9 protein-coding genes and 1 pseudogene are annotated in these 14,577 nt (G+C 52.0%); 7 read left to right on the top strand and 3 right to left on the bottom strand.

All coding sequences use genetic code 11. The features are described 5' to 3' along the window. The 3 genes and pseudogenes from C7K08_RS16125 to recN form a co-directional block, all read right to left on the bottom strand. Window positions 1–233, bottom strand: a pseudogene (locus tag C7K08_RS16125) (hypothetical protein); the annotation flags it as partial. Window positions 234–272: 39 nt separating this feature from the next. After that, window positions 273–3,188, bottom strand: coding sequence for an excinuclease ABC subunit UvrA (uvrA, locus tag C7K08_RS02605; protein WP_106499087.1), 2,916 nt, complete (start codon window positions 3,186–3,188; stop codon window positions 273–275). Between the two features lie 25 nt (window positions 3,189–3,213). Next, window positions 3,214–4,947, bottom strand: coding sequence for a DNA repair protein RecN (gene recN / locus C7K08_RS02600; protein WP_341272126.1), 1,734 nt, complete (start codon window positions 4,945–4,947; stop codon window positions 3,214–3,216). On the opposite strand from recN, the gene C7K08_RS02595 reads away from it, so the two are divergent. The 7 genes from C7K08_RS02595 to purF all read left to right on the top strand — a co-directional run bounded on the left by C7K08_RS02595 (window position 4,930) and on the right by purF (window position 14,550). Continuing rightward, entirely contained in the window at window positions 4,930–6,891 is a 1,962-nt protein-coding gene (locus tag C7K08_RS02595) for an ABC1 kinase family protein (RefSeq protein WP_106499085.1), read from the top strand. The two genes, recN and C7K08_RS02595, sit on opposite strands and share 18 nt — an antisense overlap. Window positions 6,892–6,921: 30 nt before the next feature. Then, window positions 6,922–7,422 (top strand): alpha/beta hydrolase, encoded by a 501-nt coding sequence (locus C7K08_RS02590; protein ID WP_241536977.1) that lies wholly within the window; start codon window positions 6,922–6,924, stop codon window positions 7,420–7,422. A gap of 59 nt (window positions 7,423–7,481) precedes the next feature. Next, window positions 7,482–8,585, top strand: coding sequence for a threonine synthase (gene thrC, locus C7K08_RS02585; protein WP_106499083.1), 1,104 nt, complete (start codon window positions 7,482–7,484; stop codon window positions 8,583–8,585). 355 nt (window positions 8,586–8,940) lie between these two features. Then, window positions 8,941–10,077, top strand: a complete 1,137-nt coding sequence (dnaN, locus tag C7K08_RS02575) for a DNA polymerase III subunit beta (protein WP_106499081.1) — start codon at window positions 8,941–8,943, stop codon at window positions 10,075–10,077. 1 nt (window position 10,078) lies between these two features. Beyond that, a complete protein-coding gene (locus C7K08_RS02570; RefSeq protein WP_106499080.1) occupies window positions 10,079–10,750 on the top strand; it encodes an RNA methyltransferase in 672 nt (223 codons plus the stop codon). After that, window positions 10,747–13,074 carry a phosphoribosylformylglycinamidine synthase subunit PurL gene (gene purL / locus C7K08_RS02565; protein ID WP_106499079.1) on the top strand — a complete coding sequence of 776 codons (2,328 nt, stop codon included), beginning with the start codon at window positions 10,747–10,749 and terminating at the stop codon, window positions 13,072–13,074. Before C7K08_RS02570 ends, purL begins: the two co-directional genes overlap by 4 nt. Window positions 13,075–13,116: 42 nt before the next feature. Further along, on the top strand, window positions 13,117–14,550 hold the full coding sequence (gene purF, locus C7K08_RS02560) for an amidophosphoribosyltransferase (protein WP_106499102.1): 1,434 nt from the start codon (window positions 13,117–13,119) through the stop codon (window positions 14,548–14,550). Window positions 14,551–14,577: the final 27 nt, after the last annotated feature.

Below are 14,577 nucleotides of genomic sequence, written 5' to 3'. Positions count from 1 at the left end.
TGCTTAGCAAGAGTTGTGGCGGCAGCTTTGCCTTTAGTGTCATTTGTTTTACTGATATCAACCAATGCGTTGCACCATGCATTTTGTGCATTAACAACTTCAGTTTTCGTTATTGTTGAACTTGAAGGAGTGAACTTACTATTAATAACTAGCGGCTCAGCAAAAACGGGGGCAACCTGCAACAAAATCAAGGGAGACGATAGTGCCAGCAAGGAATTGCGAAGAAAAGACATCTTTAAACCTATAAATTAACAATCACTAATTTAGCGGAGCTAGGCGGAAACTGGCAACGCTGGATGCTGAATCAACACCTGCTTGAGGTAGCGCCCCGTGTGGCTGGTGGGATGTTCAGCTACCTCTTCTGGGGTACCGCAAACCAAAATTTCACCGCCCTTATCGCCGCCCTCAGGCCCAAGATCAATAATCCAGTCGGCGCAACGAATCACATCAAGGTTGTGTTCAATAACAAGAATAGAATTACCTTTATCCACCAATCTTTGCATTACTTCCATTAGTTTGTGAACATCATAAAAACTTAAACCGGTGGTGGGTTCATCAATTAAATAAAGGGTTTTACCCGTGGCTCGTTTTGATAATTCAGTGGCTAATTTCACCCGTTGGGCTTCTCCGCCGGAAAGGGTTGGTGCCGGTTGGCCGAGCTTCACATAACCAAGGCCCACATCAACCAAAGTGCGCAAGCGATCGGCGGCCTGGGGTATGGCAGAAAATACATCAGCTGCCTGTTCAACCGTCATCTCTAACACATCTGCAATCGTGTGGCCGCGATATTTAACCTGCAGCGTTTCACGGTTATATCTTGCGCCTTTACACACATCACATTGCACATAAACATCGGGTAAGAAATTCATCTCAATCACATTTACGCCTTGGCCGCCACAGGATTCACAACGGCCACCTTTAACATTAAAACTGAATTGACCAACTTGATAGCCACGCGCTTTGGCTTCCACCGTTGCAGCAAATACCTGCCTAATTGGATCAAATGCACCTGTGTAGGTGGCCGGGTTAGACCTTGGCGTGCGGCCAATTGGTGATTGATCAATCACAATTACCTTATCGATAGCGCTGATGCCACGCATCTCAGCTAAGCCATTGGGAAATGGCACCTTCATGCCTAATTGATGTTCAAGGGCAGGATGCAGCAGTTCATTAACTAAGGTGCTCTTACCACTACCGCTAACACCGGTTACGGCAACTAATCGGCCTAGGGGTATCTCAACATCTAAATGATTTAAATTATTGCGATGGCAATCATGCAAAGTTATGCGGCGTGTGTTACTGCTGCGTCTTTCAGATGGTGTTGGTATTGAAAGCCTGCCACTTAAATACGCGCCCGTAACTGAATCCTCAGCTGCCATCAATTCCTCCATGCCACCTTCCGCAACAATTCGGCCGCCATGCACACCAGCCCCCGGGCCAATATCAACAATGTGATCAGCTGCACGCATCGTATCTTCGTCGTGCTCAACTACAATTAAAGTATTACCCAGGTCACGTAATTTAATTAATGTAGCCAATAAACGATCATTATCCCTTTGATGTAAGCCGATGCTGGGTTCATCAAGCACATATAAAACACCAGTTAAACCAGCACCGATCTGAGTTGCTAAACGAATGCGTTGCGCCTCTCCACCCGATAGGGTCATGGCGGGGCGATCAAGGCTTAAGTAATCCAAACCCACATCAATTAAGAAGCGCAATCGCATGCGAATTTCCCGTAATACCAAATCTGCAATTTGTATTTGCCTACTGCTCATCAATGCTTCACCAGTGCTATCAACACCCATCAATGCTTCGATTCGCCTTAAACACTCACCAACGCTCACCGCCGTTAGATCTGTGATCCCATAGGGACCAATCCGCACCGCCAAAGCCTCCGCCCTAAGCCTTTTGCCTGCGCAGCTTTTGCAGGGCACCAATTCTTGAAACTTTTCTAACTTCTGGCGGGCTGATTCACCACCAGCATCGCTTAGTTGACGCTCTAATAATGTTAAAATCCCTTCAAATTTACGCTCATAACCTTTTGTTTTACTATATCTACTATCGGCTTCAATCATGATCGGCTCAAGGGTGCCAAAGAGCAGTGCTTCCTGTTGGGTGCGGCTGAGCTCTTTCCAAGCGGTTTTTAACTCAAATTTATAAGCTAAACCAACGCTATAAAGCAAAGAAAAATAATAACTACTGTCCTTTTCACTCCAGGGGGCAATTGCTGAATACACAGGCTGGCTTGGATCTGGCACCACCCGTTGTTCAGTGAACTTACGCAAAAAGCCAATGCCATGGCAATCCGGGCAGGCGCCATAGGGGCTATTGAATGAAAATAAGCGCGGTGATAATTCCTCCATCACCGCCCCATGAACTGGGCAGGCGTAATTTTCGGAATAAAGCCTTTCCTGTTCCACCCCTTCCGGTAGGGGCTCACCTTTTTTGGGCACCACCTCAACTAAGGCGAGGCCATCGCCTCTTTTCAAGGCTGTTCGCAGGGAATCCGTTAAGCGTTCCTGCACCCCTTCACGGGCCACAAGCCGATCAACAACCACCTCAATGTTATGGGCATGGTTCTTATCTAATTCAATATTATCTGATAATTCGCGCACCTCTCCATTGATGCGAACTCTGGCAAAACCTTCTGCCACCAAACCACTCAACAATTTGGTGTGGGTGCCCTTCTTACCCCGCACCACCGGCGCCAACAACTGATAACGGCAACCCTCCGGCAATAGCAATATCTGATCCACCATTTCATCAATCGATTGGGGTTGAATCGATCGATCGCATTGGGGGCAATGGGGTTCACCGGCCCTGCCAAATAACAAGCGCAAATAATCTTGTATCTCAGTAACCGTGCCAACGGTTGATCGAGGGTTATGGCTAGTTGATTTTTGATCAATCGAAATCGCCGGTGATAAGCCTTCAATTGCATCCACATCAGGCTTATCTACCTGGCCCAAAAATTGGCGGGCATAGGTGGAAAGGCTCTCCACATATCGCCTTTGCCCTTCAGCAAAAATTGTGTCGAAGGCCAATGAACTTTTGCCGCTGCCGCTCACACCTGTAAACACCACCAGGCGATTGCGGGGCAGGGTGAGATCTACGTTTTTGAGGTTGTGCTGGCGGGCGCCCCGCACTCGGATTACCTCGCCTGAAATGGCCTTGGCGCGAGCCATTGGGGAGGATCAGGGATCGCTAATTCTAGGCAATGGCAGACCTTTGCTGCAAAAGACTGGCGGCAAAGCGTCTGGCCTCGCCGCTATCACCACCGGCCAGTTCTGCCAACTCTTTTTCCCTTTCCTGGGGATCCAACAAAGGCAGCACAATGGTGCGGGTAACACCGTTTTCCACCTGTTTACGCACCAATAGATGTTGATTGGCAGCAGCAGCCACCACCGCCTGGTGGGTTACACAAAAAACCTGGCGGTGCACCGCTAAACGCTTGAGCAATTCAGCCATTGCCAGGCTCACCTTGCCGCTAACGCCACTATCGATTTCATCAAATACCAGCGTTACTCCGCCATCCCCCTCCGCTAGGCAGGTTTTTAAAGCCAATAGGAAACGGCTCATCTCGCCCCCAGATGCCACCTCCTGCAACGGCGCCAACGGTTCGCCGGGGTTAGCAGAAAATTGAAATTGCACACTTTCAGCCCCCTCCTCCCCCGCAGGGCAGGGTTCCAAGGCAATGGCAAAGCGCACCGCTGCTAGAGCCATCGGCCTTAGGGCCTGCATCAACTGCTGCTCCAACTGCTTTGCTGCCCGCTGACGCTCTTTGCTGAGGGCAGCACAGGCCTGGTTGCGCCTTTGGCGGCAAGCCAGCTCCTCCTGCTCAAGGGCTGCCAAAACCGCTGCGCTGCCAGCGGCCATTAATTGCTGCCGCAAACGATCACGCCTTTCAATCAATTCAGCCAAGCTGAGGCCATGGCGCCGCTCCAAACCCTTCAACTGGGAAATGCGATCCTGCAACTCGGCTAATCGCTGCGGTTCTGCCTCTAAAGCAGCCGCATAACTATCAAGCTCCTGGAGCAGATCTTGGAAATTGGCATGGGCCTCAAGCCAACGCTGTTGAAAAGCCTGCAGGCTGCCATCGAGGCTGAGCATCGTTTGGAGCTCTTGATCGCAAGCAGCTAGGTGCTCCAACACCGCAGGCGAACCCTCAGCACCCTCCAGTAATCGGGCCTGCAATTCGGCGCAACCCTGTTGCAGCCTCACGCCATTGCAAAGCCGGTCTTGCTCCTGCTCGAGCTGCAGCCGCTCGAGTGGGTCATCCAACTGGGCTGCCTCCAATTCCTGCAGCAACTGTTCCTGCAGCAAACGCTGTTGTTGATCGCGATCTATCGCCTCCCTGGCTTGCTCCAATGCTTGAAATGCCTGCTTCCAGGCCCTTTGGGCCTGGCGTACGGGGCTGATGCAGGCCTGCAATGGCGGCCCGCCACAACGATCGAGCCAGCGGCGCTGCTGACCCGGCCGCCCCAGATGTTGGGTGATCCCTTGGCCTGTTAAATCGAGCAGCAATGGCCGCAATTCGGCCAAAAGATTTTTGCTAAGCGCTAATCCATTCAGCCTGCTCCTGCTTATCAACTTGCCCTCCTGTTGGCGCAATTCACGGCTCAACAGCAATTCATCCTCCCCTTCAAGGTTGAAATCATGCTCTTGGCACCATTGATTAATCGCAGGGGTTAAGGCAAAAGCGGCCTCGATTGAGCCTCGAGTTGTGCCCGTGCGCAACAGGCGCGAAGCTTGGCCGCCCCCCGCAACCGCATCTAAGGCATCCAAAAGGATTGATTTACCAGCGCCAGTTTCACCGGTGAGCACCGTAAAACCAGAGCAGAAGCTCAGTTCAAGCGCCTCAATTAAAGCGATGTTCTCGAGGCGCAGAGCAGTTAGCACCCCACCCTCCCGTGAGCGAATAGAGCCATGGCACAGCTGTGCCAACGGCCCGACAGAATCACATCACAAATAAAGCTCCTCGCCAAGCCTGTGGCAACTACCAATTCAAAGGAACTGAGCGATTTTCTTGAGGTGGCAGGGCTTAATAGCTACGACCCAGCCACGATCACCAGGATTTACGCCGGTCATCCGCAGAGGTTGCTACGCCGCCTATGGCAAACCTTGGTGCCAATCGCCCTACTTTTGCTTGGTGTTTTAAGCGATAAATTCACGGGTCGATTAAAAAATACGGCGATCGCCCGCCAAAGAGCCAAGCAAGCTTCCAATTTATTGGCTGATTTAGGCCCAGCATTTATCAAAGCCGGCCAAGCACTTTCCACCCGGCCGGATATCGTTCCACCCCTTTTGCTTGAGGAATTAGCGCGGCTGCAGGATCAATTACCTGCCTTTCCAAGCGATTTAGCCAGGGCTTGTATTGAAGAAGATCTTGGTGCACCAGTTGATCAGTTATTTGGCAGCCTTGAGCCGGAACCAATCTCCGCTGCCTCCCTGGGGCAGGTTTATCGAGGCACCCTTAAAGATGGCAGGGCGGTAGCTGTGAAAGTGCAGCGGCCGGGCCTGCGAGAGCAAATCACCCTAGATCTTTATATTGTGCGTAATATTGCCGGCTGGTTAAAATCAAATATTGGTTTAATTCGCAGTGATTTAGTTGCACTTATTGATGAATTAGGAAAGCGCGTATTTGAAGAGATGGACTATTTTAATGAAGCAACTAATGCCGAAAATTTTGCGCGGCTTCACGCCCATAACAAGCGCATTGCAGTGCCGGCCATCTACCGGGAACTCACCAGCAGAAGGGTGCTCACAATGGAATGGATGGAGGGGATCAAATTAACCCGTTTGGAAGCGGTGCACGCCATGGGGGTAGATCCGGAAGAGTTGGTGGAAATAGGTGTTAATTGCAGTCTGCAACAGCTACTCGAACACGGCTTTTTCCATGCTGATCCCCATCCAGGCAACCTGCTAGCCCTAGCTGATGGCCGTTTGGCATACCTAGATTTCGGCATGATGAGTGAAGTTAGCCGTGAATCCCGCACCGGTTTAATTAGAGCGGTTGTGCATCTAGTAAACAAGAACTTTGATGCTCTATCAAAGGATTTCGTGAGCCTTGGTTTTTTAGCAAAAGAAGTTAATCTCGCCCCGATTGTGCCAGCATTTGAGCAGGTGTTCAGCGAAGCGCTTGAAAAGGGAGTTAGCCGCATGGATTTCAAGGCAGTAACCGACGATCTATCGGGTGTTATGTATAAATTCCCATTTCAAGTTCCCCCCTACTACGCCTTGATAATTCGCTCGCTCATAACCCTTGAGGGAATTGCATTAAGCGTAGACCGTGATTTCAAAATTCTTGGTGCTGCCTATCCATATTTTGCCCGTCGCCTCCTGGAAGATGCTGATCCAGATTTGAGGCAATCCCTAAAGGAAATGTTATTTGATGGAGAGGTATTTAAATGGTCGCGCCTTGAAAATTTAATACTTAGTGCTGCGAAACAACAACAATTAGATCTTGATAACCTTCTAGATCAAACCCTTGATTTTCTGTTTTCAGCTAAAGCTGGCTTATTGCGTCAACAACTGGTGAATGCGGCCGTTGATCAACTTGATGGTGCCGGCTGGCGGCTACTGCAAAGCGTTGGTCGCCGCTTACCAGCACGCTTGCGGCCCCCTGGGCTGCAGAGCGCAAGCAGCTCCAACAGCAAGCTGCTCTTAAGCCTTGGCCCAATTCGGGAATTGGTGGCAATCCTCAGCAAACTGCCTGGATTTGAACCGCAACTGCTCACCAAGCGCTTACCGCGCCTGCTGAATGAACCCAGCCTGCGCCAGATGGGTGTTGATCTGGCCAAGGGTTTGGCCGAAAGAAGTGTGGTGCGCCTTGTGAGAGATGTGTTAACCGACCCAAGCCTTCAGGTTCAAATCAACGCAGCGGCCTAGATTCCAGCCGAAATGATTTTTCCAGCTGCCGTGCTTCACATTCCACCGGTGCTGGCCACTGAAAACATAGTTTTCGTGAGCGGTGCCTTTCGCCGCACGATTTTTGTTTCGGATCTGGAATCCTTCGTGAAAACAGGGGTTCCCGTGGGCTTACTGGCTGATCTGCTCAAATTTTCAAAGCAAAATCCAAAAACTGTGCAAGGGATGCTCAAAACCGAGCTGCCCCTTCCCGTTGTGCTCACCAGCCGCCTGCTTTATACCCGCATCGGTGAAGCGATCCTCACTAGGGCAACCGCTGTTGTTCATCCCCTTCGGGCACCGCAAGTGGGTATTCCAGCCCTGCGTTCAGCCCTAGTGCTAGGCGTTGCTGAAAACAACGGCAAACTCAGCCCCATTAGTTTCCTAAGGGCATATCCAGCTGAAGAGATGGCCGTAGACATTCCTCAACTACTAGGCCTATTAAAAAAAGCTTCCTCCATCAGTGAACTAGTGCGCTTTTTCTCTGATGCACCCCTAGATGGCTTGAAATAAACAAGCTCAATCAGCAGCTGTTTGCTTAGGCCAGGTAAATTGCTCTTTTCAGCCTTTCCGTGCCCTTTACCAGTTCCGTTCGAGGCCTATTTCAAAGGCCCACCACACAGAACTGGCAGGGGCTAATCCACGCCTATAACCGCTGGCTACCGGTTAGCGATCGCACCCCGGTGATCAGCCTCTGTGAGGGGGCCACCCCCCTGGTGCCAGCTCCTGCCCTTTCGGCTCGTCTTGGCAGGGGCATCGAAGTGCACCTCAAGGTGGATGGCCTAAACCCCACAGGCAGCTTTAAAGACCGTGGCATGACCATGGCGGTGAGCAAAGCCAAAGAAGCTGGTGCCACCGCTGTGATCTGCGCCAGCACCGGCAATACCTCAGCCGCAGCTGCCGCCTATGCCCGCCGCGGCGGCATGCGCGCCTTTGTGTTGATTCCAGACGGCTATGTGGCCCAGGGAAAATTAGCCCAAGCACTGCTCTATGGAGCAGAGGTGCTTGCGGTGCGCGGCAATTTCGATCGGGCCCTCACGATCGTGAGGGAGGTGGCTGATAAGTACCCGGTAACGCTTGTTAATTCCTTAAATCCCTACCGGCTCCAAGGCCAAAAAACAGCTGCTTTTGAGGTGGTTGATGTGCTCGGTGATGCCCCCGATTGGCTCTGTATTCCCATGGGAAATGCAGGCAACATCAGCGCCTATTGGATGGGCTTCCAGGAATATAAAAAAGCTGGCAGATGCCGCACCCTGCCGCGGATGATGGGCTTCCAAGCGGCCGGTTCAGCCCCCTTGGTGCATGGCACCACCGTTGAACAACCAGACACCATCGCCACGGCGATTCGGATTGGCAACCCCGCCAACAGGGAAAAAGCGCTCAAGGTTAGGGAGGAAAGCGGTGGCGGTTTTGCTGCCGTTAGCGACGCCTCCATCCTTGATGCCTATCGCTTTTTAGGCCGGGAGGAAGGGGTGTTTTGTGAACCGGCCAGTGCCGCTTCCGTTGCAGGGCTGCTGCAACGTTCAGAAGAGGTGCCATCGGGGGCAAGGGTGGTGTGTGTTCTCACTGGTAATGGCCTTAAAGACCCCAGCACCGCCATCGACCACAGCGAAGCCACCTTCCATGGCGACCTGGATCCAAATACGGAAACCGTTGCCAAGGTGCTCGGTTTTTAAATAGTTAAGCAACAACCAACCCAAAAAGTGGCTGGGGAACGGGGTTTTAATTCCTGGGGAAAACCTGGGGATAAAAATCAAGCAACCACCAAGCCGGTTTTACACAGGTATGGGAAAGGGTGGAAAAGCATTGTTCTATCCCCATTAAGGTCATTTGATTCCCCAACACAAAATTCAGTTAATGCTTGTTCAGCCAATGGTTTTAGAATTTTTCCAAGCTTTCCCCAGCCCCTACTACTACTAGTTATTTTTTCTTTCTTAGATCATTGATCCTTTTAATAGAAGAGGGATTACCCGCGTTGCGGTTTGGCCAAGGGTGTGGAAGCTTGGGGGCAATTCAATCGACCATCCAAGGATGAAGTTGGTTTGCAGCCAAACAGAGCTCAACAGCAGCCTGCAATTGGTGAGCCGTGCCATCGCCGGCCGCCCCACCCATCCAGTGTTGGCAAATGTGCTGGTTACAGCTGATGCCGCCGCAGGACGCATCAGCCTCACCGGTTTTGATCTGAGCCTGGGCATCCAAACCAGTTTTGCTGCAGTGGTTGAAGGCAGTGGTGCCATTACCCTGCCCGCCAAGTTGCTCACCGATATCGTTAGCCGCCTGCCCCCCGATGGGCCCATCACCCTTTCTTGCCCTGATGGCGAAGAACAGGTTGAACTCACTGCCCTATCCGGCAGTTATCAAATGCGCGGCATGACCGCCGAAGATTTTCCGGATCTACCCCTTGCTCAAAATGGTCGGCCGATCCTCCTAAGCGGCGCTGCCCTGGTGGAGGGTTTACGCAGCACCTTGTTTGCCAGCAGCAGTGATGAAGCAAAACAAATCCTCACCGGCATCCACCTCAAGGTGGAGGAAGGTGGCTTGGAATTTGCCGCTACCGATGGCCATCGTTTAGCCGTTAGGCGCAATCAAGCCGGCGGTGAACAAGGCGCTGAACCCTTTGCCGTTACCGTGCCAGCTCGATCATTAAGGGAGTTGGAGCGTTTGTTATCGGCTCGCCCTAGCGAAGAATCGATCAGCTTGTTTTGTGATCGCGGCCAGGTGGTTTTTCTTTGGGCTGATCAGGTGCTCACCAGCCGTAGCTTGGATGGCACATATCCAAATTATGGTCAATTGATACCGGAAAGTTTTGAGCGCAGTTTGACCATTGAACGCAAACCTTTATTAGCTGCCCTTGAAAGGATTGCTGTGCTTGCTGATCAGCACAACAATGTGGTGAAATTCAGCGCTGATCCCAGCACTGCTGAATTGCTATTGAGCGCTGATGCCCAAGATGTGGGTAGTGGCTCAGAAGCTTTACCAATTCGCATGGAAGGCGAAGCGATTGAGCTTGCTTTCAATGTTCGCTATGTGTTGGAGGGTTTGAAATCAATGGCAGCCCAAGAGGTGTGTTTGAAACTCAATACCTCCACTAGCCCAGCGATTTTGCATGGTGATGCCGAGGAACAGGCCTTCACTTATTTGGTAATGCCTGTGCAGATTCGCAGCTGAAGTGGCAGCCCTCGCAAATATTTCTATTTCCAGTTTGCTTCGCGCTCGGGTGCGCAACGAAGCCGGCGCAGATTTAGGCATCGGTTTTATGGCATGGATGCATCCGCCTTGCCATCGGCTTTTGGGCTGGAGCACCAGGCCCTCTGCCTTTGGCCCAAGGCGCAATGTGTGGCGTTTAAATCAACTGGTAGCCATGGCAGAAGCTGAAGTGATCGTGCGGGGGGAAGCTGCCAGCACTGATCAAGAAACCTTGGCTTTGTTGCCCACCCTTTTAGATGCCGAATTATTAGGTAAACAACAAACCTGTTTAGGCCGTTTAGTTGATGCCGTTGTTGAACTGCGCAGCGGCAGGATTTTGCATTACTTGGTAGCTCGCAGTGATCCCCGTTTACCTGGCACAAGCCGCTGGCGATTGGATCCCGAACGTTTATTAGATCAACAATCGGGGCATGTAATCACCGCATTGGAGGAGTTGGATGATCTGCCCCTAGAAAAAGCCAGCATCCGCCAGCAGATGCTGCGGCGCACAAGGCAATTTAGGGATCAAGTGCCAGATTCATTTGATGGTTTTGAAGATCGCCTGCGCTCGTGGGGTGATCGGCTGCGCGATTATGCGGATGATGAGCCCCGGCGCCCCAAGAAACCTGAAACGGATGAGGATCCCTGGATATGAATGATTCAGCTATGGATCAAACCCTTGCAGCCCAGTTGAAGCAGGAGGGTTTAAGCCAAGATGATTTCACTGAAATTGTCCGGCGTTTAGGCCGTGAACCAAACCGGGCTGAACTCGGCATGTTTGGGGTGATGTGGTCGGAGCATTGTTGTTATCGCAATTCCAGGCCCTTGCTGCGGCAGTTCCCCACGGAGGGGCCAAGGATTTTGGTGGGGCCTGGCGAAAATGCCGGTGTTGTTGATTTGGGTGAAGGTTTTCGCCTGGCTTTCAAAATCGAAAGCCACAACCATCCCTCTGCCGTTGAACCATTCCAGGGTGCGGCCACAGGTGTTGGCGGCATCCTGCGGGACATCTTCACCATGGGCGCAAGGCCCCTAGCCCTGCTTAATGCCCTGCGCTTTGGCCCCCTTGAAGACCCACGTAATGCCGGGCTGATGGAGGGTGTGGTGGCAGGTATTGCCCATTACGGCAATTGCGTGGGCGTGCCAACAGTTGGTGGTGAAGTGGCATTTGATCCCAGTTATTCCGGTAATCCCCTCGTTAATGCCATGGCTTTGGGGTTAATGGAAACCACTGAAATCATGCGATCTGGGGCCAGTGGCGTTGGTAATCCTGTGGTTTATGTGGGTAGCACCACCGGCCGTGATGGCATGGGTGGCGCCAGTTTTGCCAGTGCTGAATTGAGTGAAGCCTCTATTGATGATCGCCCTGCTGTGCAGGTGGGCGATCCATTTTTAGAAAAAGGTTTAATCGAAGCTTGCCTCGAGGCTTTTAAAAGTGGAGTGGTGGTTGCCGCCCAAGACATGGGTGCAGCTGGACTCACCTGCAGCTGCGCCGAGATGGCAGCCAAGGGCAATTTAGGAATTGAGTTGAACCTTGATTTGGTGCCAGCCCGTGAAACGGGCATGACCGCCTACGACTTCCTCCTGTCTGAATCCCAGGAACGGATGTTGTTTGTGGTGCAAGCGGGCAAGGAGGAAGAGCTAATGGAGCTGTTTCGCCGTTGGGGATTACAGGCGGCAGTGGTGGGCAAGGTGCTGCAGGAAGAGGTGGTGAGGGTGTTGCAACACGGTGAAGTGGCAGCTGAGGTGCCATCCCGCGCCTTGGCAGAAGACACCCCAATAAACAAGCGGGATTTAATCAGCGAACCGCCAGCTGATATCCAGGCCCATTGGCAGTGGCAGGAAAGCAGCCTTAGTGCCCTTGCCGCAGATCAGGTGGGGCGAGTGTTGCTGCAATTGCTTGATGATCCAACCATTGCCAGCAAGAAATGGGTGTGGCGGCAATACGACCATCAAGTTCAAGCAAACACAGTGGTGCCCCCTGGCGGCGCTGATGCAGCGGTGTTGCGCTTGCGTTACCAGGAGGGAGCTAAGGCCAGTGAAAGGGGAGTGGCAGCCACATTGGATTGTCCGAATCGCTGGGTGGCCCTAGACCCGGAAAGGGGTGGGATGGCAGCGGTGGCGGAAGCGGCCCGCAATCTCAGTTGCGTTGGCGCAGAACCGATTGCAGTTACCGATAATCTCAATTTCCCCTCACCGGAAACCCCAACGGGCTATTGGCAATTGGCCATGGCCTGCAGGGGGATTGCCGAGGCCTGTCGCATCCTTGATACGCCGGTTACGGGCGGCAACGTTTCCCTCTACAACAACACCCGTCTGCCCGATGGCACGGTGCAGCCAATCCAACCAACCCCAGTGGTGGGCATGGTTGGTTTAGTGGAACGCTTGGATCGTTTGGTGGGTTTGGCATGGCCAAAACCGCAGCTAGCTGCTGATGGTGACCATTTGCTGTTGCTTGGTTTAGCCCTCAACAGCGAAGCTACGGATGATCGCATTGGTTTAGGCGGCAGCAGTTACCTGCAGGTGGTTCATGGCCTTTGCACGGGCAGGCCACCGCGGCCTGATTTAGGCCTTGAAATGCAGTTACAAGAGATGTTGAGGGCGGCGATCGCCGCTGGCTTGGTTAGTGCCGCCCACGACCTTTCCGATGGTGGTTTCCTGGTGGCAGTTGCTGAAATGGCGATGGCTGCTGGGTGTGGCGCCCAATTAAAGCTGGCCAGTTCTGAACTGCCGTTACAGCGTCTTTTATTTGGGGAAGGGGGAGCAAGGGTGTTGGTAACTGTTCCTGCTGCTGAATTGGCTGCTTTTATTGCCCTGAGCCAGGCCCGTGGATTTCCTTACCAGCAAATTGGTTTGGTGCAGGCAAACGAGCTGCTGCAACTGCATATAGGCCAAGAGGAAATTTTTGAATTAGAGCTGAATTGCCTAAGCAAGGCCTATCAAGAAGCCCTGCCGCGGCGCTTGCTCGGGCACACTGGTTAAGCATCCGTGAAGACCAATCCCTTGGCCGAAAAACCGGATCGGATGGAGGAAGCCTGCGGCGTATTCGCCGTGTTGGCCCCCGGTGAACAGGTGGCAAGCCTTTGTTATTTTGGCCTTTATGCCCTGCAACATCGGGGCCAGGAGTCGGCAGGTATCGCTGTATTTGATGGCGACAAGGTGCGGCTCCATAAAGACATGGGTCTTGTGAGCCAGGTATTTGATCAAAATGTGCTCGAGTTGATGGTTGGTGATCGGGCGGTGGGTCACACCCGTTATTCCACCACCGGCAGTTCAAGGGTTTGCAATGCCCAACCCTTGGTTTTTATGACCCGGCTTGGGCCATTTGCCTTGGCCCACAACGGTAATTTAGTTAATACGGTGCAATTACGGGATCAATTAGCAGCCGATGGTTTGAGTATTAAAAGCAGCAGTGATACCGAATTAATCGCCTTTGCTTTGCAGCAGGCCGTAAATGCTGGTTTGGCCTGGGATGAGGCGATAAAAGCAGCAGCTTTGAAATGCAAAGGTGCCTTCAGCCTTGCAATCAGCACCCCGGATGCTCTCTACGCCCTGCGGGATGGCCATGGCCTGCGGCCATTGGTGTTTGGCCACCTGGGGGAACCTGGCGCTGGCGCCTGGGTAATTAGTAGTGAAACCTGTGGTTTAGATATTGTTGGTGCCCGTTTTAATGATGATGTTGCACCGGGAGAATTAGTGCGATTTAGGCTCGGCGAAGCACATCCATTTCGGAGTAGATGGTGTGAAGAAACACCAAAATTATGTGTATTTGAATTGATTTATTTTGCGCGGCCAGATAGTAGATTTTTTGGAGAATCTTTATACAGCTACCGCAAACGCATCGGCCAGCGTTTAGCCCAGGAATCACCGGTGGAAGCAGATTTAGTTATCGGTGTGCCGGATTCAGGAATTCCTGCTGCGATTGGCTTTTCTCAGAGTAGTGGCATTCCTTTTGGCGACGGTTTGATCAAGAATAGATATGTTGGTAGAACTTTTATTCAACCCACACAAGCAATGCGAGAGGCTGGAATTCGCGTTAAGCTAAATCCTTTGCAAGATGTTATAGAAGGCCAGCGTATTGTTGTAGTTGATGATTCTATTGTTCGCGGTACCACAAGCCGTAAATTAGTTCAAGCATTCAGGGAAGCGGGGGCAAGGGAAGTGCATATGCGGATTAGTTCCCCACCAGTAACCCATCCCTGTTTTTATGGAATTGATACTGATTCACAAGACCAGCTTATTGCTGCTCGCTTAGAAATAGAAGAAATAACAAAACATCTTGGTGTTGATTCGTTGGCCTATTTAAGTAAAGAAGGAATGCTGCAATGCGCCCAAGAACAGGCGCAGAATTTTTGCACCGCTTGTTTTGATGGTAATTATCCGATTGCGGTTGAAGAAGAGCTGCGTGAGCGCAAACTAATGCTGGAAGCACCAGTTCCAGTACAATCGGTGGGTTAACCAAAAATGACCTGTAAGGGGAGGACC

Source organism: Synechococcus lacustris str. Tous (assembly GCF_003011125.1).
GTDB classification, from domain to species: Bacteria; Cyanobacteriota; Cyanobacteriia; order PCC-6307; family Cyanobiaceae; genus Synechococcus_D; species Synechococcus_D lacustris.
This window is presented reverse-complemented; position numbering and strand designations above follow the sequence as displayed.

What these genes read in the sequence shown, in the direction of transcription:
- uvrA (WP_106499087.1), bottom strand. Translation starts at nt 3,188, where the DNA reads ATGGCTCGCGCCAAGGCCATTTCAGGCGAGGTAATCCGAGTGCGGGGC.
- C7K08_RS02595 (WP_106499085.1), top strand. Translation starts at nt 4,930, where the DNA reads ATGGCACAGCTGTGCCAACGGCCCGACAGAATCACATCACAAATAAAG.
- dnaN (WP_106499081.1), top strand. Translation starts at nt 8,941, where the DNA reads ATGAAGTTGGTTTGCAGCCAAACAGAGCTCAACAGCAGCCTGCAATTG.
- purL (WP_106499079.1), top strand. Translation starts at nt 10,747, where the DNA reads ATGAATGATTCAGCTATGGATCAAACCCTTGCAGCCCAGTTGAAGCAG.
- purF (WP_106499102.1), top strand. Translation starts at nt 13,117, where the DNA reads ATGGAGGAAGCCTGCGGCGTATTCGCCGTGTTGGCCCCCGGTGAACAG.